Here is a 20,312-nt window from a genome sequence, read left to right as displayed (position 1 = left end):
TCTGCCACCAAGGAGCCGCGGCTTCATGATTAGATGGTGATCAGGGCAACAAGTTTCAAGTGCTGTTAGTCCCGTGTTCCACTACTCAGGGCTCTCAGCTCCTGCCGTTCCTCGGTTGTGAGGTTGGACAGGTTTCGTAACAGTGTTGCCAGCCTTAGCTGGCGTGATGCTTCCTCGTTCGGGCTCAGTAGCTCCCTCGCGGCGGCCAGCGTACTTTCCCGTGCCGGAATGTGCTCGATCCCGTCAAACAGGTGGTAAAACCGCTCCCGGGCGGCATTGTCCAGAGCCAGTCCGCGAACCAGTGATTTTCGATCCCGGACAGCCTTTTCCAGAATCCAGCCGGCAAAATTACGGGCCTGGTTATACTGTCTGGAGCTGGCAGCCAGCTCCTTTACTTCGGTGGCCAGATCTGGCGCCTCCAGCAGGGCAAGGCAGAGAATGCTGTCCTTGCTGAGTTTTACGTCGATGCGTTCTTCCGTAACCCGGTCCCGCCGCTCGCCGTACCACTTGCCTTTTTGTTGTCCCTGCTGGCGGTTTTGCCACTGATTGCGTCCGCCGCAGAGGCGGAGCATTTCATGCCACATCGCATCCCGGAGGGTGCTTCTGGGCATTTTATTGAGCATTGGCTCAACCCGGGCTCTCAGTTCGCCCCGGTGTTCTGGTAGCTGTAAATCCAGGCCCTCGCTCTGCCGGTCAAAAAGATACCGGGACATTGGTGTCGCGCCGTCAATGCGCTTCTGGAAGGCCTCAGGGCCTTCCTTGCGCACCAGCGTGTCCGGGTCCTCGCCCTGGGGTAGCATCAGAAACTGAAGGTGGAGGCCGTCGGCCATCAGTTCCAGTGCATTTTCCATGGCCCGGTCAGCGGCCCGGAAGCCGGCCTGGTCGCCGTCGAAGCAGAACACAATGTGCCGGACCTGCCTCAGCAGGGCGGTCAGGCTGTCCTGATTCGTCGCCGTGCCCAGAGTTGCAACGGCATAATCAATGCCGTGCTGGGCGAGGGCGATGACGTCCATATAGCCTTCGACCACGAGCAATTTGTCGAGCTGCCTGATCGCCTGCTTGGCCTCAAACAGCCCGTAGATCTCGCGGCTTTTGTGAAACACATCCGACTCCGGGGAGTTGATGTATTTCGCCTTGTCGTCGCCCAGTGTGCGACCGCCGAAGGCCACTGTTTTGCCCCGGCTGTTGCGAATCGGGAACATGACCCGGTTGCGGAACAGGTCTCTGGGCCGACCGTATTTGTCGGAAACCGTGCCGGTTTCGATCAGCGGCCCCTGCAGGTCTTTGCTGGCAACGTCGAACAGGGCGGTACCGGTTGATGGTGCGTAGCCCACCTGATATCGCTCGATGACGGTGCTATCGAGCCCGCGCTGTTTCAGATAGTCCCGAGCGTAGGTGCCTTGCTGGCCCTGCAACGCCGAATGATAAAAGCGGCTGGCAAAATCAAGGGCGTCTGTCAGTGTTCGAGCCTGCTGGATTTCCTGCTTCGCAGCTTGGTCGTAGGGCACTTCCAGTCCGACGCGTTTGGCCAGTTCCTCTACCGCCTCGGTGAAGCCCAGGCCTTCAAATTCCCTGACAAAACTGATGGCGTCGCCATGGGCCCCGCACCCGAAGCAATGGTAAAAGCCCTTGTCTGGCCTGACATTGAACGAGGGTGTTTTCTCGTCGTGGAACGGGCAGCAGGCCTTGTAATTGGCGCCGGCTTTCTTGAGCGTAATGCGTGAGCCGATCAGCTCTGCCAGATCTATGCGATCGAGCAGATTTTCAACAAACTGTTGAGGGATCAGTCCGCTCATGGAGGCTCCACATCAGGCCGTCATCGAAGTTGGCCAATAGCCAAAAATGCCGCCGAAGCCAAGCCTCGGCGGCATTTTTGAGTCGCTCTGTGCAGCCTGCGGCTGTACAGGCAATCAGTGCTTTGCAGTCAAGCGGCGTCGGTAAAAACTCAGTACAGACGCTCGAACTTGCGCTGTTCCCGCTGAAGCTTCTTGAGATGACGCTTAACGGCAGCGGCTGCTTTGCGCTTACGAACAGCGGTCGGCTTCTCGTAGTGCTCACGACGACGTACTTCAGAAAGTACACCTGCTTTTTCGCAGGAACGCTTGAAGCGACGCAGTGCTACGTCAAACGGTTCATTCTCTTTCACTTTAACAGCTGGCATTCGAAAATCACCTACCTGATAGATTCGGTTTCAATTTGGTCCGCCTGGCATGGCCAGATCGGTTCTCGATCCCTGGTCAGATTGGCTAAAACTCGACCAGTGCATAATTTAGGGCGGCAATGATAGCGCCTGGCTTATGGCAAGGTCAATGTTTGTTCCATGAATCTGCCAGTGGGTTTCGGGTTTCTGCTAAAATGCGCGTCGTTTCCAATTCTGCCAACCCATTTCCGTCAACCACTGTGGCCAGACCCTATGCTGATTCTTGGTATTGAGACCTCCTGTGATGAAACCGGCGTCGCCCTGTATGACACGGAGCGCGGCCTGCTGGGCCACGCACTGTTCAGCCAGATAGACATGCACGCGGATTACGGCGGTGTGGTGCCCGAGTTGGCATCTCGGGATCACGTCCGCAAACTCCTGCCATTGTGTGACCAGGTGTTGGCGGATGCGGGGCGAAGCCGTGCTGACATAGAGGGAATTGCTTACACTGCGGGCCCGGGGCTGGTCGGCGCGCTTATGGTGGGCGGCTCTGTGGCTCATGCGCTGGGTTTTGCCCTGGGCATTCCGGTACTGGGTGTCCATCACATGGAAGGACACTTGTTGGCGCCCATGTTGGAGGATAATCCGCCTGAATTTCCTTTTGTGGCCTTGCTGGTTTCCGGGGGGCACACCCAGTTGGTGCGCGTCGATGGCATAGGCGAGTACGAAATGCTAGGCGAATCGGTGGACGATGCTGCCGGCGAAGCCTTCGATAAAACCGCCAAGATGCTCGGTCTGGACTATCCGGGCGGCCCCCGGGTTGCCGCGCTCGCGGAGAAGGGCGCTGAAGGGCGCTACCGGTTCCCGAGGCCAATGACCGACCGACCCGGTCTGGATTTCAGTTTCAGTGGCCTGAAAACCTTTACGCTCAATACGGTGAACGCCGCGCGGAATGCCGGTGAGTTGGACGATCAGACTCGAGCGGATATTGCTCTGGCTTTTGAAACGGCTGTCGTGGACACCCTGGCCATCAAATGCCGCCGGGCTCTGGAGCAAACCGGTTGCAAGCGCCTGGTCATCGCCGGGGGCGTTAGTGCCAACCGGCGTTTGCGGGCCGGCCTTGAAAAAATGGCGGCCAAGCTGAGGGCAAACGTCTTTTATGCCCGTCCGGAGTTCTGTACTGATAACGGTGCCATGATCGCCTACGCCGGCGCCCAGCGCATGAAAGCGGGCCAGCAGGATGGCGAGCGGATCGTTGCGGTACCCCGGTGGCCGATGAATACGTTGCCGCCGATCACGGAGCCGAGATCGACAGGGCTGGTTGATTGAGCGCTTGACCGAACTTTAGAGGCCGGCCTCCCGACCCTGTGCCAGACGTATCAGATTGTTGCGGTGGCGAACTACGATCAGAATGGCCAGCAGGCCAAACAGGGGCAGGGTTTCCGGCTCGATAAACGCGCTGATCAGCGGCCCGCTGATGATGGCCACCAGCGAGGCGAGGGCTGAAATTCGCCAGCGCCAGATCACCAGTGCCCAGATGGCGGCCATCATCAGCGTGGTTAGCGGCGCCAGGGCAAGGCCGGCCCCCAGCGCGGTTGCCACGCCCTTGCCACCCTTGAATCGGTAGAACACCGGGATCATGTGGCCGGTCACGGCGCACAGTGCGACCACAGCCTGCACCATCACTGAGAGGCCGGCCGCGTGAGCGAGCCAGACCGGCAGCCAGCCCTTGGCGGCGTCGAGCGCCAGCGTCATCAAGGCGGGTTGCCAGCCGCCGGTGCGGTAGACATTGGTTGCGCCGGGGTTGCCGGAGCCCTGGGCCCGGGGGTCCGGTAGCTTCCAGAGCCGGCACACGGGCGGGGCGAACAGCACCGAGCCGGCCACATAAGCGGCGGCGCAGAGCAGAACGGTTAATACCGGATCACTGAGAGTCATGCTGTAGGCTCGGAAGCGAAGACGTATCTGGCCATTGTGTGCGAAAATGCCGGCCCTGAAAACGCGGGCGAGCTCAATTACAGTATCGCCTGGTTGTGCGTTATTCAATCACCAGTTACCCAATCACGAACGAGTGGAAGAGTCCGGGAGTCCCCTTGGCAGACAGCGTGTTTATCGAAGGCCTGGTTGTCGAGACTGTGGTCGGTGTTTACGACTGGGAACGGGAAGTCACCCAGGGTCTGGTCATCGATCTTGAGATGGCCTGGGACAATCGGGTTCCTGGCCGCTCGGATGATGTTGCGGACGCCCTGGATTACGCCACCGTCAGTAGTCGGGTTGAGACCTGCCTGCAAGAGCTCAGGCCAAAGCTGCTCGAGCACGGGGCCGAGATTCTGGCCGGGGTTCTGCAGCAAGAATTCGGGGTGACCTGGCTCAGATTGGTCATCCGCAAGCCGGGTGCCGTGCCGGGCGCCAGGGCGGTGGGCGTTTGCATCGAAAGGGGCACGCGGTGATGTCGGGTTCCGTTCGGGTCTATATCAGTATTGGCACCAATGTGGACCGGGAGCGACACGTTATTGCCGCCCTGGACGCGCTGAATGGATGGTTTGATGAACTGATCATCTCGCCGGTGTACGACAGCGAAGCCGTCGGGTTTGACGGCTCACCGTTCCTGAATCTGGTGGTGGGTGTCGATACGGACCTTCCCGTTGCCGAGCTGTCCCGGCGTTTCAAGCAACTGGAAGCGGATAATGGCCGACGCCGGGATGTTCCGAAGTTCAGTGCGCGAACCCTGGACCTGGATATTCTGACCTACGGTGATGTGGTCGGACGGATTGATGGAGTCGAGCTACCGAGGGGGGAAATCCTCAAGAACGCCTTCGTTCTCAGACCTCTGGCAGATATTGCGCCGGAGGCCATGCATCCGGTGTGCGGAAAAACCTATGGCCAGCTGTGGCAGAATTACAGCGCCGGCCAAAAACTCTGGCCGGTGGATTTCAGCTGGAAGGGGCGGCAGATATCAAGAGAGTTCGCTGGCTGAGCAAAACAGTTCAATGAGGTGGTCGGTGGAGCTATCGCTGGCCTGATCGCCGGTCTCCTGGCCGAGCAGGCGCGGCAGAATGGTCTTGCCCAGCTGCTTGCCCAGTTCCACGCCCCACTGATCAAACGAGTCCACATCCCAGATCACTCCCTGTACGAACGTCCGGTGCTCGTAGAGCGCGATGAGTGCGCCGACGGTTTCCGGAGTCACCTTTTCCATTATCAGGGTATTGCTTGGTTTGTTGCCCGGAATCACCTTGTGGGGCGCAAGCCACTCAATCTCAGCTTCGGAGCGTCCTTCCGCCGCCAGCTCGGCTTTGGCTTCATCGAGGGATTTGCCGGCCATCATGGCCCTGGACTGGCTGAGGCAGTTCGCAAACAGGTCGGCGTGATGGGTTGCCACCGGATTGTGGGTCTGGAGGGGAATGATGAAGTCCGCCGGGATCAGGCGGGTGCCCTGGTGAATCAACTGATGGTAAGCGTGCTGGCCATTGGCGCCAACTCCGCCCCAGATGACCGGCCCAGACTTCCAGGCCAGACCCTTTCCGCCCTGGGTCACACTCTTGCCGTTGCTTTCCATGTCCAGTTGCTGAAGATGATCCGGCAGGCTGCGCAGGTAGTGGTCGTAGGGCAGGATGGCGTGGGTTTCGGCGCCCCAAAAATTGTTGTACCAGACCCCGAGCATCGCCATGACTACTGGCAGGTTCCGGTGTAGGGGTGCCTCCCGGAAATGCTGGTCCATCGCATGGGCACCGGCCAGCAGTGCCCGGAAGTTGGCCATGCCGACGGTCAAGGCGATGGGCAAGCCGATGGCGGACCAGAGGGAGTAACGGCCTCCTACCCAGTCCCACATGGGAAAGACGTTGTCCGGGTCGATTCCAAACTCCTGCGCTGCAGGCACATTGGCCGTTACCGACATGAAGTGTTGAGCAATCGCTTGTTGGTCGCCGCAGTGGTCGAGGAACCACCGGCGCGCTACCTTACTGTTTTCCAGGGTCTCCTGGGTCCGGAACGATTTCGACTGGATCAGAAACAGGGTGGTTTCCGGATTCACCTTCCGGAGCGTTTCACAGATCTCGGTGCCATCAATATTGGCCACATAATGGCATGGAACGCCAGACTGCCCATAGGGCTGGAGAGCTTCGCCGACGAGCTTGGGCCCGAGGTAGGAACCACCAATCCCGATGCTGACCACGTCGGTAAAGGGTTTGCCGGTGTATCCCGTGCGGCTGCCACTCAGCACGTCGTCTACCAGCTCTTCCATGCGTGCCAGGGTGCGCTGTACCTCGGCAACGACGTCCTGGCCGTCCACCATGATGGTGTCCGTCCCCGGATTGCGGAGAGCCGTATGCAGGGCGGGGCGGTCCTCGGTAACGTTCACGTGGTCACCCTGCAGCAGTGCCTCGCGCCGGGCTTCCAGATGACAGCTGCTTGCCAGTGCCAACAGCGCGTCAAGCACATCGTCGGTGAGCCGGTTCTTGGAGAAATCGAGGGACAGTCCTGCCGCCTCAATGAAGTAACGCTTTGCCCGCTCGGGATCCTGCTTGAAGAGATCCGTCATGGGAATCCCGCTCAGGCGCTCCCTGTGTTCCTTCAGTGTCTGCCATTCGGGTTTCGAGGTCAGTACTGCCGGATTTGCGGGCATCAGAGTCTCCTTTTCTGTGGGCCTATCGGGTTACGGACAGGTTATCAATCAAACGGGTCGTGCCTAGGAAGGCCGCCACCAGGAGTGTAACCTCCGGATCATTCGGGGTGGCTGGCTTGAGAGTCTGGCTATTCACGATGTTGAAATAATCCACACGCAGTCCAGCCTCGCTCAGGCTCTGCTCAGCTTCGCTTTCCAGAGACTGGAAGTCTGAACGACCATTAGCAATTTTTTCAGCCGCGGCCTGCAAGGTCTGGTACACAACCGGAGCGATTTTTCGCTCATCAGGTGAGAGGTAGCCATTTCGGGAGCTTTTCGCGAGCCCATCGTCCTCCCGAACGGTGGGCGCCCCCACAACATCAATGGGCATCATCAGATCGCGGACCATTTTCCGTATAACAGCGAGCTGCTGGAAATCCTTTTCGCCAAACACCGCAAAGTCCGGCTGAGCCATGTTGAACAGCATGGTCACCACCGTTGCGACACCTTCAAAGTGACCTGGCCGGCTGGCGCCGCAGTGGCCGTCACTCACATCCGGCACAACAACCTGGGTCTGCTTTGCCAGGCCTTCGGGGTAAACCTCGTCCGCCGAGGGAGCGAAAACGAGGGTGCAGCCGGCCGAGGCGAGCTTGTCCTGATCTTCAGCCAGAGTTCTCGGGTATGTGTCGAGGTCTTCGCCAGCGCCGAACTGCATTGGATTGACAAAGATGCTGGTGACCACGATATCGGCCATCTCGGCGGCTTTGCGAACCAGCGAGACGTGCCCCTCGTGCAAGTTGCCCATGGTCGGTACCAGGCCGATGGTTTTGCCCTGCCGCCGGTAGCCGCGAAGGATGGTTCTCAGTTCTTTCAGGGAATGTACGGTTCTCATGCCTTGAACGTATGCTCCTCAGCGGGGAATGAGCGCTCGCCGACGGCCTTTACATAGGCTTCAATTGCCTCTTGTACCGAACTCGTCTCGGCAAGAAAGTTCTTGACGAACTTCGGTTTGCGGCCGGTGGTGATGCCGAGCATGTCGTGCAAAACCAGAACCTGGCCGTCGGTATCCGAGCCGGCACCAATACCAATTACCGGAGCCCTGACGGCCTGGGAAATTCGGGCGGCCAGGGGGGCCGGAACACACTCAAGCAGGATAAGGTCGGCGCCGGCCGACTCTAACTCGCAGGCATGTTCGATCATCATCTCCGCTGCCTTTTCATCACGGCCCTGCACCTTGTAGCCGCCAAACTTGTTGACGAACTGCGGCGTCAGTCCCAGGTGCGCGCACACGGGCACGCCGCGATCGCTCAGGGCGGCGATGGTATCCTTCATCCAGTCGGTGCCTTCGAGCTTCACCATGTGGGCGCCGGCACGCATTAGTTCTGCGGCATTCTCCAGGGCTGCCTCAACGGTTCCGTAGGACATGAAGGGCATGTCAGCCATGATCAGGGAGCCACGGTTACCCTTGGCGACACAGCTGACGTGGTAAACCATCTGGTCCATTGTTACAGGCAGAGTGCTGTCATGACCCTGCAGCACCATGCCAAGGGAATCGCCAATCAGAATAACGTGAACGCCTGCTTCGCTGACGACTTGGGAGAAGGTGGCATCATAGGAGGTAAGGGCTGCGAAGGCTTCGCCCTTCTGCTTGAATTCACGCAGGGTATTGATGGTAACAGCCATAGAATCCTTGCCTTTTGGGTGGATGGGCCTAGACCGCGCCGGGGTACCGGCGTTGAAGTGTTAAGGGTAATCCGCGGGTGGAAGCTTGCGCAAGCGGTTGTCCGGGCATTGGCGGCGCAAAGCGGCAACTGGCGTTCCGTCCGGCAATGCCAGGTCTGGCTTCAGATCCAGTAAGGGCTGGAGGGCGAAGTCGCGGTTTGGCAGTTCCCTGTGGGGCACGGTAAGCCGTTCGTCATCAAGTATCTGGTCCCCAAGCAGCAGCAGGTCGAGGTCGAGGGTGCGGGGGCCCCAGCGCCGGAGCCGTTCCCGGCCGTGGGCCTGCTCAATTAATTGCAGCTGATCCAGCAATTGATGGGGTTCCAGTGATGTTTTCAGCCATACGGCGCCGTTGACGAAGTCCGGCTGGTCCTGTGGGCCTACGGGCCGGCTGGCGTAAAAGGCTGACTGGGCCACGAGGGTGGTGCCCGGGAGGACAGCCAGTTCTGAAACGGCCCGGGCGAGCTGGGCGGCAGGCTCCTTGAGATTGCTGCCCAGCCCGATGAACGCATCTCTCATCATTGCTGTGAGGGTTTTGGCGCCGGTTTCCGGCGGCGTTTGCGCTTTTTGGGTCCGTCGCTGGCCAGTTCGGACAGCATCTGCTCCTGGCGCCGCTCGTCCGCGTGCTGGAACTCGGTCCACCATTGGCCAAGGCCCGGTTCAACCTCGCCAGAATCCTCCCGGACCAGCAGGAAATCGTAGGCCGCCCGGAACCGGGGATGAGACATTGTTACAAAGGCCCTCTTACCCTGGCGGCGAGGCAGGCGCATCTGGAGCTCCCAGATTTCTTTCATGGGGCCCGAGAAGCGTTTGGGAATCGATGTCGCCTGCACTTGCCGGCCAATCACCTTGCCGATGGCGCCGTGCAGTGCGGGTTGAACCGGGTCGCCGTTGTCCTGTCTGCGATGCCATTCTGCCTGGAGTGCCGGCCAGAGCATGGCGGCAAAAAGGAAGTAGGGTGTGACTGACTTGCCCTGGGCAATACGGGCATCGGTGTTGCGGAGAGCCTGGCGGATCAGTTCGTCCGGTTCGCCGGCTTCGATGGCTCTGACGGTTTCCGGGAACAGTGGCTCGAGCAGGTTGTAACGGGTTAAGAGGTCGTAGGTGGCCTCGCCGTGGCCTGCGGAAAACAGCTTGAGCACTTCATCGAACAGCCGGGCGGAAGGGATATGGCTCAGTAATGGAGCCAACTTCTTTATCGGGGCTTCGGTTTCCGGTTCAATATCAAACTCGAGCTTGGCGGCAAACCGGATGGCCCGGAGCATGCGAACGGGGTCTTCCCGGTAACGGGTTTCCGGGTCGCCGATCAGGCGTAGTTGCCGGTTGCGCAAATCTTCTATGCCGTTGGCGAAATCAATGATGGAGAAGTCGCGAATACAGTAATACAGGGCGTTTACAGTAAAGTCCCGGCGCAGGGCATCTTCTTCCTGATTGCCGTAAACATTGTCTCGTAGTAGCTGCCCATGTTCGCTGGTTCTGCGATCGTCATCATCGGCGTCGGTATCGGCTTCTGTGGCGTTGCCCCGGAAGGTGGTCACCTCAATGACTTCCCGGCCAAATACCACATGAACAATCCGGAACCTGCGGCCGATCAGCCGGGAGTTGCGGAAAAGATCATGGACTTCTTCCGGCGTGGCGTTGGTTGCGATGTCGAAATCCTTGGGCTTTCCACCCAACAGGATGTCTCTGACACCGCCGCCCACAAGGTACGCTTCATAGCCTGACTTGTTCAGGCGATGCAGAACCTTTTTGGCGGGCTCACTGATTACCGAGCGGGAGACGTTGTGCTGGTCCCGGGGAATTTCCCGTCGCTGGTAGGTTCGGGCCTTCTTTTTTCCGTTGCCGGACATGAATGAACGGAGTTTATCGACGAGTCGTTTTGGCATTGAAATCCGTGGTCGCGATGAGCAAAAACCGAGAGTTTAACGGTTTGAGCAGGATTTGCACATGTTTGCGGTGGATTACAGTTCGGGTGCCCAGAAAATCAAAAGGCGGATCCGTTTACACGAATCCGCCCTCAAAGCGTTGACGATCTGCATTGTTTTTGTTTTTACCGGGATTTTTCTTCGTTTTTTTACCCCACTGCCTGCCCCCAAGTCTGGGGCGCATCAACAGTGCAAACGGAAAGCTTTGAACACACAGAGCAGTCAGAGACATCATGCGGGTTTGGAGTAGCTGCAGCGTCACCTGTGAGGCAATTCTTCTCTACATCTACAACTCGCACGTGCCATGGGACCACTAAAAAGCAAAGTACCCAAAACACTCAGTTCGCTCACGTTCTGTTTTTGTTTTTGTTACCGAACGTTTTCCCGCAGCTTTTTGTTTTTGTTGTGGCGCTGCTTTGTCACTCTTGTTTTTGTTGTTGTGCGCTTAATAGGTTGCAGTCCGTGTGCCAGTTTTTTAATTGCTTTTATTAACAGTACCTTACGATTTCGTAGGGCATAAGTGTTACCCCGTATCCTTCCTAAGTGTTACTGAGATCACGTTACTCCTGCGGAGAGTGTTACCGACAGGAACAGTGGGTAACAACTGAGTTTCCGTTCACACTATGCCGGTTTCAGTTGCCTGAGGACTTTTTCCGCGGGATCCCAAGGCGCTGTCGGCGCTCCCACAGGGATTTCCGGCTGATGCCTAGTTTCTGGGCCAGCTCGGTCTCGCTCATGCGGTCCTGATTTTCGAGAACAAAGTGCTGGAAGTAGTCTTCCAGGGAAAGGTCGTTAGCGGAGTCTACCTCCCGCGGCCGGGCCTGTTCATTGTTGCCTTCTACCAGAGTTTCAGGGATGTACTCGTCGCCACCTTCACTGTCGAGGTCCAGTAGCGCCGGGGTAATAACATCGCCATCACAAAGAATGGTGGCCCGCTCTATGGCATTTTCCAGCTCCCGCACGTTACCGGGCCAGCGGTGGCGTTCGAGAACCCCCATAGCCTCAGGGCTGAGATTTAGGTTGGGTTTGCCCATTTTCTCACCCTGGCGTTTCAGGAAGCGACGGGCCAGCCCGAGAATGTCGCTCAGACGTTCCCGTAACGGGGGAATCCGGATCTGCATGACATTCAATCTATAATAAAGATCTTCCCGGAATTCGCCGGTGCGTGTCATGGCTTTGAGGTTTCGGTGGGTAGCCGCAATCATCCGCACGTTCACCGTCCTGCTCTGGGTGGAGCCAACCTTGCGGATTTCGCTCTCCTGGAGCACTCGTAGCAGTCGGGCCTGTGCTTCTGCGGGCAATTCACCGATTTCATCCAGGAACAGGCTGCCACCGTCAGCGGCTTCGATCAGGCCCGTCCTCGCGGAAACGGCACCGGTAAAGGCGCCCTTCTCGTGGCCGAACAGTTCCGATTCAATCAGGCTTTCCGGGATCGCAGCACAATTTACTGAAATCATGGGCTTGGTAGCGCGGGGGCTCATCAAGTGAAGGGCGCGGGCGGCCAGCTCCTTGCCGGTACCGGATTCCCCCTGGATCAGTACGGTGGTTTCCGTGGGCGCTACCTTGCGGATGAGGGTGAATACGCGCTGCATGGGTTCGCAATCGCCGAACATGATGTTGGCGGGGTCGCTGCTTTCTGGTATTACGGCAGTGGCGGCGGCTTCATCGCCGGTGTTTCGGTCAGACGGCTTCCGCGCCAGAATGTTCTCTACCGCAGCCAGCATTTCGTCATGGTCGAACGGTTTGGCGATGTATTCAACTGCGCCCATTTTCATGGAATCCACGGCCGAGCGCAGGCTGGCGTAGCTGGTCATGATCAGCACCGGGGTGTTCGGCGCCCGGTTGATCAGCTCGGTGCCGGCAGCGCCAGGCAGGCGAAGGTCGGAGATGATCAGGTCAAACTGGTCCGGTTCGTGGTTCTGCTCGGCTTCTTCGACGGATGAGGCATCGGCGACCTCATAGCCGGCGTGCTGCAGCAGTTTGCGTACTGCTGAGCGAATAATGTCTTCGTCTTCCACGATCAGAATTCGAGGCATAACAGTCTCAAGACCTTTGGTTCTGGCTGATGGCAGTGTTGCCGATTTCGGATTCGTAGGCTGGCAATCTCAGCCGTACACGGGTGCCCCTGCCTGTTTCTGCATTAGCGGGACTCTCAACGTGAATGTTGCCGTAGTGTTCTTCAATAATGCTGTACACCAGCGATAAGCCAAGGCCGGTTCCTTTATTGGGTGCCTTGGTGGTGTAAAACGGCTCAAAGATATGATCAAGCTGGTCTCCGGGGATGCCAGAGCCCTCATCGGCGATCTCGATAATAGCGGAGTAGCCGTCACCCTTTCCACTGATCTGGACGGTGCCACCTTCAGGGGATGCGTCCCGGGCGTTGGCCAGCAGGTTCACGAATACCTGAACCAGGCGTTGTTCATCCCCGAGAATCTGCAGCGAAGGGGGGCAGTCGTTGAGGTAATGAATGCCCAGCCCTTTGTCACTCAGTGACAGCAGATTGATGGATTCCTCGACACACCGATGTATCGTCACAGGTTCGTACCGGTTCACCTGGGCGTGATTGCCGGTTCGGGCGAAGTTCATCAGCGATTGCAGGATGGCAGAAATGCGCCGGGTCTGCTGCTGGATCTGATCTGCGGTGTCCAGAATATCCGGATTGTCGGTTTCCAGCTTCAGGTTCTGGGCCAGCGAGGAAATGCCGGTGACCGGATTGCCGATTTCGTGGGCAACGCCCGCTGCAAGTCGGCCCACTGAAGCCAGGCGTTCGCTGTGCATCAGTTCGTCCTCAAGCAGTCGTGTTTCAGTCTGGTCCTCAACCAGTATGATGCTGCCGCCTTCGGTGTGATCCGGCCCGCTCAGGGCGGCCTTGTGCAGGTTCAGCCAGTGCGGTTTGCCGCGCAGGTCCAGCCGGTGCTTGTAGCGGTGAAGGTCTTCACCCCGATTGAAGTCCTCCAGCAGCAAGTGCCAATGTTCTGGCAATGCCATCAGCCGGGCACCGACCACGTCATCTGCAGTAATGCCGGTGAGCTCCTCCATGGTGTGGTTCCACATCAGGATTTCGCCATCTTCGCCTACCGAACAGGCGGGAATGGGCAGGTTCTGCAAGGTCTGCCGGTAATGCCGGCGCAGGTTGTCGAGTTCTCCGGCCAAGCCGGTCAACCGATTCTGGTAATCGCCGAGGGCCCGCTCGACATAGCGGATGTCCTGGGCAGTACCGCCCTGGGCCATGGGTTTGAAGCCCAGGTGGCGCTTGACCATGTCCCGGGCAACGGCAGGCCCGAGCAGGCCGGAAAGGTTGATTTCAACCTGGTCCCGCAGGCGTCTGAGCTGGTAGGGGCGGTACTCCACGTTCGGCAGTTTTAGCTGGGTGAGCGCTCGCTCCACTTCCCGCCGCGCCACCCCATAACCCAGGGGCTCCGCCAATTGCCGGACAAAATCACTGGAGGATGAGGCCAGCAGTTCGCGGCGTTGAGGGCGGGAGAGGGCGCCCAGTGAGCATGCCTGGGCCGCACTGGTCTCCTCGCTGGTGCTGGTGCTGAGTACCGAGATGAGGGCAAAAACGGTAATGTTTGCGGTCAGGCTCACGAAGGTGAAGATATGCCAGTTGCTGTAATCCGGAATCAGCGGGGCGTCCAGCCACGCCAGCACATTGGCGGTATGAGAGAAGGGCAGAACCAGGGTAATTATCCAGATAGCCAGGCCGACCAGCAGGCCCGCGATCAGGCCGCGTCGGTTGCCTTCCGGCCAGTAAATCACGCCAAGGGCGCCAGGCAGCAATTGAAGGGTGCCGGACAGCGAAATGGCACCGAGAATGGACAGGTCGAGATTTTTGCCGACGGTCTCGTGAAAAAGCAGTGCCAGGAAAATAATCACCGCGATCAGCAGCCGTTTGATCCACTGTAGCCAGCGATAGATGTCGCCCTGGTCTTTCGGCGTTTTCAGTGGTAGCACGACGTGGTTCAGGGCCATGCCCGCCAGTGCCAGGGTGCTTACGATCATCAGACCGCTGGCCGCTGACAGGCCGGCAATGTACATAAGCAGTGTCAGCGCGGGGCTTTCCATGGCCTGAGCGGTGCCAATGGCGAAAAAACCTGGCCCTGTTGTCACAGCAAGTTCCTGACCGCCCCACAGAATAAGGGGTACCGGCAGGGCTATCAGCAGCAGGTACAGTGGCAGGCCCCAGCTGGCCTTTGCCAGAGCTTTGGGGGAGGGGTTTTCACTGAAGGTCATGTGGTACATATGCGGAAGTACCAGTGCCCCGGCAAACGACATGAGCATCAGTGCCCGCCAGCTGCCGTCGTCAATGCTGAGTGTCATGGTGGCGGCTGCAGAGGTCCTGGTATCGAGCCAGCTTTCGAGACCTCCCATACCATCGAAGACTCCAAAAAGAATGACACCCCCGAGTACCAGTAACGCCACCAGCTTGATCAGCGAATCGAAAGCGATGGCCAGTACCAGGCCTTGATGGTTCTCAGAGCTCTGATCACGGCGCGCACCGAACAGCATAGCGAACAACACCACAATCAGGCTGAAACTCACACTGATCAACTTGGGTGAGGTATCCGGAGCCAGGATGCTGGCGGACGTGGCTACGGCCTGAATCTGCATGCTCAGCAGCGCAAGGATGGCGCCGCCGGAACACAGTGTGACCAGGGTGCCGGCCCACTGGCTGCGATACCGGTAGGCAAAAAGGTCTGCTAGGGAAGTAAGCTGATAGGCCCGACCGATGCGCATGACCGGGTTCAGGAGCACGGGCGCCAGCAGGAAGGCACCGCTGATCCCCAGATAGTAGGCCAGGAAACCGTAGCCGGATTCCGCCGCCATACCCACGGCACCGTAAACCGCCCAGATGCCCGCGTAAACGCCCAGGCTGAGGACGTAAACGAGCGGATGGCGGACCCATTGCCGCGGCAGCATTCCGCGTTCGGTGACCCAGGCAATGCCGAACAGCAGGATCAGATAAAACAGGCTGGCAAACAGAAGGCCAGAGGCGCTAAAACTCATTGGGATCTCGCCGCCATTCCAGCCAGAAACCGATGGCAATCAGCCCGGCCCAGATAATATAAGGGCTATACCAGGCGTTTCCCGGTGACGTCCACCAGTCGAGGATGTTGGGCGAAAAAATATAGATGGCCAGTACCAACAGGAAGACCAGACGGTAGATATACATCAGGCATGCTATCCGCGCTGAGGTGTGAGAAGGGCTTTATACCATGTCCCTCACCGGGATGTCAGGTGGATGGCGCCCCGTTGCCAGTTTGCCTGTCCCCAGTCCAGAAGCGTCTCCACCGGGGCCTGTGCCAGCGCCCGCGGCGGATTCTGGCCCAGGGCGACCAGCGCCTCAAACAGGTTCTTGCCGGAGCTGTTGTCATCCAGAGCCGGCGCATGGGTTTGCTTGCTGAGTTTCTGGCCCTCTTCGTTGAGAATGACCGGAATATGAAGCCAGTGCGGTGACCTGGAGCCCAGCGCCCGGTAGATCTGTTGTTGTTGGGCCGTCATGTCCAGCAGGTCTGAGCCGCGAACCACATCGGTGATATCCTGGTCGATGTCATCGACAACCACGGCAAGCTGATAGGCATAAAACCCTTCCTTGCGGAGAATGACCGGGTCATCCAACTCTGCCTGCACGCTTTGTTGTTGTGGCCCCAGCAGCAGATCCTGCCAGTGGCAGTCGTCATCCTTCAGGGCAAACCGGATTGCAAAAGGGCGGTCGCCAGAAGCAGCGCAGCCGTTGCGACAATGATGGGGGTGTCGGCCGTCGTTGGCCTGCAGTTCCTTTCGAGAGCAGGGGCAGCGGTAGGCATCTCCCTGTTCAAGCAGTTGGCTGATGGCGGCCTGGTAGGCGTCGTGCCGACGGGACTGGAACCGGACCGGCTCATCCGGGAACAGGCCGTGGGCATCCAGGCTGGCGAGAATCTGGCCGGTAGCCTCCGGAGGTTCTCTCAGAGGGTCAAGATCTTCAATGCGGATAAGCCATTGGCCACCCTGGCTGCGGGCTTCCAGAAAGCTGGCGAGCGCGGTTACCAGTGAGCCGAAATGCAATGGGCCGGTCGGAGAAGGCGCGAACCGACCGCGGTAGTGGGGATTGTTCATGGCAGTCAGTCAGCCGGCCTTGTTCTGAGGGATGCAAAGCCGGCGGCTGTCGAATGGCCGGCTCAGATGCCGGTCTGGCGTTCGCGAATCTCGGCCAGGGTTTTGCAGTCAATGCACAGGGTGGCCGTCGGACGAGCCTCCAGGCGGCGGATGCCAATTTCCACGCCACACTGATCGCAGAAGCCGTAGTCGTCCTTGTCGATGCGGTCGATGGTCTGGTCAATTTTCTTGATCAGTTTCCGCTCGCGGTCACGGGTACGCAGTTCCAGGCTGAATTCCTCCTCCTGGGTTGCGCGATCACTGGGATCCGCGTAATTTGCCGCGTCTTCCTGCATGTGGTGCATGGTGCGGTCAACTTCTTCCATCAGCTCCTGCTTCCACTGCAGCAGCAGATTCTTGAAGTGCTGAAGCATCTCAGCACTCATGTAGTCTTCACCCTTCTTCATTTCGTAAGGGGTGAAGTTGGTAAAACGTTCGCGTGGTTGTTCTGCAGTATTTGCCATTGAACCCGGCCTCTTGTTTGTACTTCACAAGAACGCTTTGCTCCACTCCGCGTGAGCCCCCGTGGCTGCGCGGTTGTACCCTGGATGAAGCATTCGTCCTGAAACGGGAATTTGCGGAAAATAGCAGATTAGTCACGGGGGTGCCAGCCTTGTGACACCTACTTTTGTATGGAGATCACATGAAGTTTCCAGAACCTTTGGTTGAAGGCCGTCTAATACGCCGCTACAAACGCTTCCTGGCGGATGTTCGGCTCCCCGACGGCACTGAGGTTACCGCCCATTGCCCGAACACCGGCTCCATGCTGGGTTGCCAGCCTGAAAATGCCCGCGTATGGCTGAGCCGTAGTGACAACCCCAAGCGCAAGCTCCCGTACACCTGGGAGCTGGTGGAGACGTCGCCCGGTCAGCTGGCCTGCGTGAACACCGCCCGGCCTAATGCTCAGGCCCGGGAGGCCGTGCAGGCGGGAGCCGTGGTGGAATTGTCCGGTTATCAGGAATGCCGGGCGGAGGTGAAATATGGGTTGGAAAAAAGCCGGATTGATTTGCTGCTTTCCGGCCATGGGACAGCGCCAGACGCCTGGGTGGAAGTGAAGAATGTCACGCTGTCGGATAACGGCCAGGGCTTTTTCCCGGATGCGGTGACCGAGCGTGGCCAAAAGCACCTTCGCGAGCTGATGGTGCAGGTTCAGCAGGGTGAGCGCGCCGTCCTGTTTTTTGTCGTCAATCACACCGGTATCGAAACGGTTCGGCCGGCGGACCACATTGACCGGAAGTACGGCGAGCTGCTACGTGAGGCGTGCGATGCCGGCGTGGAAGTGATTGCCTATCGGGCCGACCTGTGCGGGAGCGATAGCAGCCCCACGGGCGTGCTGACCCTTACCGAATCGGTGCCGGTTATTCTGGAAGTCTGATCTCGATCTGGCTCTCCCATTGCCGCAGGTCCAGTTCGGTAAGTGCATCCCCCTGGCAGGGGCCGGCGATGCACTCCCCATCCGAGGGCTTGAAAAGCGCCCCGTGGGTCGAGCACTGGATGAACAGGTTGTCGGAGTCCATAAAACGCCCAGGCATCCAGTTCAGCTCGACGCCCAGGTGCGGGCAGATATTCAGGTAGGCCCGGGGTGTGGAGCCATCCAGAAACAGAAAACCCGTTAATGGCATACCTTCCGGCTCCCGCGCTTTTTCCCGCAGCCGGAACTCGACAAATTTGCCCGGCGTCAGGTCGGAAACCGGACAAACTGCTTGCCATGGGCGCTTGCGGCTGGTCATTTCGGCAGTATGGTGTAACGCATGCGAGTTCCGTGGTTCAGGGACATGACAATCTCATCCGCCTCCAACCGGTGCGGAAAATAACAGCCGGAAATCTTGGCGCTGGCAATGCTCGCACCTTCCATTCTGGATTTCGAAAAATCGATCCCTCGCAGGTCCGTGCCGCGAAAGTAAGCATGGCGGAAATCCAATCCCTTGGCATCCAATCCGCGCAGGTCCAGCCCCCGGAAATCGCCGTGAGCAAAGCTGGGCAACTCCGTGAGCCGTGCCTTCTCGGCGTTAAAGGCCTGCATGTCCTCACTGCGAAGGAGGTCATACAAAGGGTGGCTGATCTGATGTACTTCGTGTTCGCGGTTGTCGTCCATCGTATGCCTCGTACTGGCCAGTGGGAACCTGTTGTTTTAATTGCCGGTTTTGCCGAAAGGAATGCCAAGATGCTGTCGGATCCGGTCCGCCACCGCTTCTGCTACATGTTCCTGGTCTGTGTGCAGGTGGATGGTGTGGCTCTTCTCTTCGGCGGTGAGTGGTTCAAACCAGGTTTGCTGAGCGTCCAGAAGTTCCTCGGTTGCCTCGGACGCATCTCCCTTGCGGTTGCGGATCCATTCCCGGCGCAATGTTTCCGGCGCCTCACAATGTATCAGTGCAAACGGGACGCCCTGGGCTTCCGCCACGGATGCCAGCAGTGACCGCTCCTTTTCTTTCAGGCTGGCGGCATCCACGATAACCGGCAAGCCGGCCGCTAGAACCTGGCCGGCAAGTTCTGCCAGGCGTTGGTAGGTTTTCGTCGTAGCCTCCTCAGTGTAAAGGTTGCCGCCAGTGGGGGAACGCGAACTTTCCAGGGGAGCAAGCCCGTGCAGACGCTTGCGTTCAACATCTGAGCGCAGGCGTATCAGGCCCAGTTCGCCAGCCATGGAGGCGCTGACCCAGGTTTTGCCGCTGGCGGACAGGCCAGTGGTTGCCAGCAGATAGTGATTAGGGATGGTGCTGTAATCTTCGGCCAGCTGGGCGTAATCACGATAGCGCTGCATCAGATCGGTTTTTTCGCCCTTGGTGAGGGATGGATTGCCCATGGTAAACAGCGCAATCTTGGCCCGGACCATGGCCCGGTACGCCTTGTATAGAGGCAGAAGGGGCAGGGCTTCGAAGTCGTCCCGGTACTCCAGATAGGTGTTCAGCACCAGATTGGCCAGCGCGCCTTCCCGGCGGGATTCCAGATCCATCAGCAGGAACGCCAGATCGTTGATCACATCAATCCAGCGGAAAGGCTCGCTGAATTCGATGCAATCGAAAACGGTAACTTCGCCTTCAAATCGGGTAATGTTGGCCAGATGCAGGTCGCCATGGCACTCACGAACCAGGCCGCCGGCCCGCCGACTGGCGATCAGGTCGCGATGGCGTTCAAACGTGGATTCGGTCCAGGCCTGAAGGTTGTCCAATTGCATGAGAAGATCGGCGTCGTCAATCAACGGGCGGACCTGGTCAAAGTTTTCCTGCATCGCAGCAAAGACCGCTTCGGGCGTTCCGAACGGTTTGTCCTCGGGTACCGGTGGTAACTGCTCGTGGAAGGCGGCAACCTGCTGCGCCAGGCTGGCCAGAAGTTCCGGGGCCAGCTCTCCCTGCTCCTGCAGGCGGTCGAACAGCTGGTCCTGTCCGAACTGGCGCATTTTGATGGCGTACTCGAAGGCCTCGCCTTTGCCGCCGATACTGGGGTTTTCCGGAGTGCCAGTGATAGGCAGCACATCCAGGTACAGCTTTTCTGCCAGCCTGCGATTGAGTCGGAGTTCTTCTTCGCAGAAGTGTTTCCGGCGTTCGAGGGTGGAGAAGTTCAGAAAACCGAAATCCATCGGTTTCTTGATCTTGTAGGCGTAATCGCCGGTCAGAATAACCTGGGAGATGTGAGTTTCAATAACCTCAAAGTCTTTAATCGGGTGGTCGTACAGCTCTGGATTCTGCAGTGCCAGAATCAGATTGCCTGGGGATGTCTCGCTCACGGCGTTCTCCTCGCGTTCCCTGAACTCATTGATTTTTATTGCCCTATCATAACGGTCAGATTACAGAAATAACAC

The 20,312-nt window shown here is 58.6% G+C and carries 20 protein-coding genes; 4 read left to right on the top strand and 16 right to left on the bottom strand.

Going from position 1 to position 20,312, the window contains the following annotated elements; genetic code table 11:
* Positions 1 to 65 precede the first annotated feature (65 nt).
* Positions 66 to 1,796, bottom strand: a complete 1,731-nt coding sequence (gene dnaG, locus ACN0XM_RS18715; protein WP_417568452.1) for a DNA primase — start codon at positions 1,794 to 1,796, stop codon at positions 66 to 68.
* A gap of 149 nt (positions 1,797 to 1,945) precedes the next feature.
* Positions 1,946 to 2,161 (bottom strand): 30S ribosomal protein S21, encoded by a 216-nt coding sequence (gene rpsU / locus ACN0XM_RS18710; RefSeq protein WP_007153483.1) that lies wholly within the window; start codon positions 2,159 to 2,161, stop codon positions 1,946 to 1,948.
* Between the two features lie 252 nt (positions 2,162 to 2,413).
* Here rpsU and tsaD point away from each other — a divergent pair, with 252 nt between their 5' ends.
* Positions 2,414 to 3,469 (top strand): tRNA (adenosine(37)-N6)-threonylcarbamoyltransferase complex transferase subunit TsaD, encoded by a 1,056-nt coding sequence (gene tsaD / locus ACN0XM_RS18705; protein WP_417568451.1) that lies wholly within the window; start codon positions 2,414 to 2,416, stop codon positions 3,467 to 3,469.
* Positions 3,470 to 3,484: 15 nt separating this feature from the next.
* On the opposite strand, the gene plsY is transcribed toward tsaD, so the two are convergent.
* Complete coding sequence (gene plsY / locus ACN0XM_RS18700) at positions 3,485 to 4,075, bottom strand: glycerol-3-phosphate 1-O-acyltransferase PlsY (protein WP_417568450.1); 591 nt, start codon at positions 4,073 to 4,075, stop codon at positions 3,485 to 3,487.
* 155 nt (positions 4,076 to 4,230) lie between these two features.
* Here plsY and ACN0XM_RS18695 point away from each other — a divergent pair, with 155 nt between their 5' ends.
* Together ACN0XM_RS18695 and folK (ACN0XM_RS18690) are read left to right on the top strand one after the other, a co-directional pair.
* Positions 4,231 to 4,587, top strand: a complete 357-nt coding sequence (locus ACN0XM_RS18695) for a dihydroneopterin aldolase (RefSeq protein ID WP_417568449.1) — start codon at positions 4,231 to 4,233, stop codon at positions 4,585 to 4,587.
* Positions 4,587 to 5,114 carry a 2-amino-4-hydroxy-6-hydroxymethyldihydropteridine diphosphokinase gene (gene folK / locus ACN0XM_RS18690; RefSeq protein WP_417568448.1) on the top strand — a complete coding sequence of 176 codons (528 nt, stop codon included), beginning with the start codon at positions 4,587 to 4,589 and terminating at the stop codon, positions 5,112 to 5,114. Before ACN0XM_RS18695 ends, folK (ACN0XM_RS18690) begins: the two co-directional genes overlap by 1 nt.
* On the opposite strand, the gene pgi is transcribed toward folK (ACN0XM_RS18690), so the two are convergent.
* From pgi to dksA, 10 genes are all read right to left on the bottom strand, one after another.
* The gene (gene pgi / locus ACN0XM_RS18685) at positions 5,094 to 6,758 is read right to left on the bottom strand and encodes a glucose-6-phosphate isomerase (RefSeq protein WP_417568447.1); all 1,665 of its coding nucleotides are present in this window, start codon (positions 6,756 to 6,758) and stop codon (positions 5,094 to 5,096) included. The genes folK (ACN0XM_RS18690) and pgi overlap by 21 nt on opposite strands.
* A 22-nt stretch (positions 6,759 to 6,780) precedes the next feature.
* Positions 6,781 to 7,629, bottom strand: a complete 849-nt coding sequence (panC, locus tag ACN0XM_RS18680) for a pantoate--beta-alanine ligase (RefSeq protein ID WP_417568446.1) — start codon at positions 7,627 to 7,629, stop codon at positions 6,781 to 6,783.
* On the bottom strand, positions 7,626 to 8,420 hold the full coding sequence (gene panB, locus ACN0XM_RS18675; protein WP_417568445.1) for a 3-methyl-2-oxobutanoate hydroxymethyltransferase: 795 nt from the start codon (positions 8,418 to 8,420) through the stop codon (positions 7,626 to 7,628). The genes panC and panB overlap by 4 nt, the downstream gene beginning before the upstream one ends.
* 60 nt (positions 8,421 to 8,480) lie before the next feature.
* Entirely contained in the window at positions 8,481 to 8,978 is a 498-nt protein-coding gene (gene folK / locus ACN0XM_RS18670; protein ID WP_417568444.1) for a 2-amino-4-hydroxy-6-hydroxymethyldihydropteridine diphosphokinase, read from the bottom strand.
* On the bottom strand, positions 8,975 to 10,342 hold the full coding sequence (pcnB, locus tag ACN0XM_RS18665; protein WP_417568443.1) for a polynucleotide adenylyltransferase PcnB: 1,368 nt from the start codon (positions 10,340 to 10,342) through the stop codon (positions 8,975 to 8,977). Before pcnB ends, folK (ACN0XM_RS18670) begins: the two co-directional genes overlap by 4 nt.
* 671 nt (positions 10,343 to 11,013) lie before the next feature.
* Positions 11,014 to 12,417, bottom strand: coding sequence for a sigma-54-dependent transcriptional regulator (locus tag ACN0XM_RS18660; RefSeq protein WP_417568442.1), 1,404 nt, complete (start codon positions 12,415 to 12,417; stop codon positions 11,014 to 11,016).
* 7 nt (positions 12,418 to 12,424) lie between these two features.
* Positions 12,425 to 15,388: an ATP-binding protein gene (locus ACN0XM_RS18655; RefSeq protein ID WP_417568441.1), complete on the bottom strand. Its 2,964-nt coding sequence runs from the start codon at positions 15,386 to 15,388 to the stop codon at positions 12,425 to 12,427.
* Positions 15,378 to 15,554: a hypothetical protein gene (locus ACN0XM_RS18650; RefSeq protein ID WP_027830838.1), complete on the bottom strand. Its 177-nt coding sequence runs from the start codon at positions 15,552 to 15,554 to the stop codon at positions 15,378 to 15,380. The genes ACN0XM_RS18655 and ACN0XM_RS18650 overlap by 11 nt, the downstream gene beginning before the upstream one ends.
* A gap of 50 nt (positions 15,555 to 15,604) precedes the next feature.
* Positions 15,605 to 16,477, bottom strand: a complete 873-nt coding sequence (gene gluQRS, locus ACN0XM_RS18645; protein WP_417568440.1) for a tRNA glutamyl-Q(34) synthetase GluQRS — start codon at positions 16,475 to 16,477, stop codon at positions 15,605 to 15,607.
* A gap of 62 nt (positions 16,478 to 16,539) precedes the next feature.
* Positions 16,540 to 16,980, bottom strand: a complete 441-nt coding sequence (dksA, locus tag ACN0XM_RS18640; protein WP_417568439.1) for an RNA polymerase-binding protein DksA — start codon at positions 16,978 to 16,980, stop codon at positions 16,540 to 16,542.
* Between the two features lie 179 nt (positions 16,981 to 17,159).
* Here dksA and sfsA point away from each other — a divergent pair, with 179 nt between their 5' ends.
* On the top strand, positions 17,160 to 17,891 hold the full coding sequence (sfsA, locus tag ACN0XM_RS18635) for a DNA/RNA nuclease SfsA (protein WP_417568438.1): 732 nt from the start codon (positions 17,160 to 17,162) through the stop codon (positions 17,889 to 17,891).
* Here the strand turns inward: sfsA and ACN0XM_RS18630 are convergent.
* From ACN0XM_RS18630 to ACN0XM_RS18620, 3 genes are read right to left on the bottom strand one after another with little or no spacing between them, the layout of a single operon-like run.
* Entirely contained in the window at positions 17,875 to 18,246 is a 372-nt protein-coding gene (locus ACN0XM_RS18630) for a Rieske (2Fe-2S) protein (RefSeq protein ID WP_417568437.1), read from the bottom strand. The two genes, sfsA and ACN0XM_RS18630, sit on opposite strands and share 17 nt — an antisense overlap.
* Positions 18,243 to 18,611, bottom strand: a complete 369-nt coding sequence (locus ACN0XM_RS18625) for a pentapeptide repeat-containing protein (RefSeq protein ID WP_417568436.1) — start codon at positions 18,609 to 18,611, stop codon at positions 18,243 to 18,245. Before ACN0XM_RS18625 ends, ACN0XM_RS18630 begins: the two co-directional genes overlap by 4 nt.
* Positions 18,612 to 18,647: 36 nt before the next feature.
* On the bottom strand, positions 18,648 to 20,237 hold the full coding sequence (locus tag ACN0XM_RS18620; protein ID WP_417568435.1) for an AAA family ATPase: 1,590 nt from the start codon (positions 20,235 to 20,237) through the stop codon (positions 18,648 to 18,650).
* Positions 20,238 to 20,312: the final 75 nt, after the last annotated feature.

The sequence above is a fragment of the Marinobacter sp. genome, assembly GCF_048269445.1.
Classification (GTDB): domain Bacteria; phylum Pseudomonadota; class Gammaproteobacteria; order Pseudomonadales; family Oleiphilaceae; genus Marinobacter.
The sequence above is the reverse complement of the archived record's forward strand: the minus strand, read 5'-3'. Positions and strand labels throughout refer to the sequence as shown.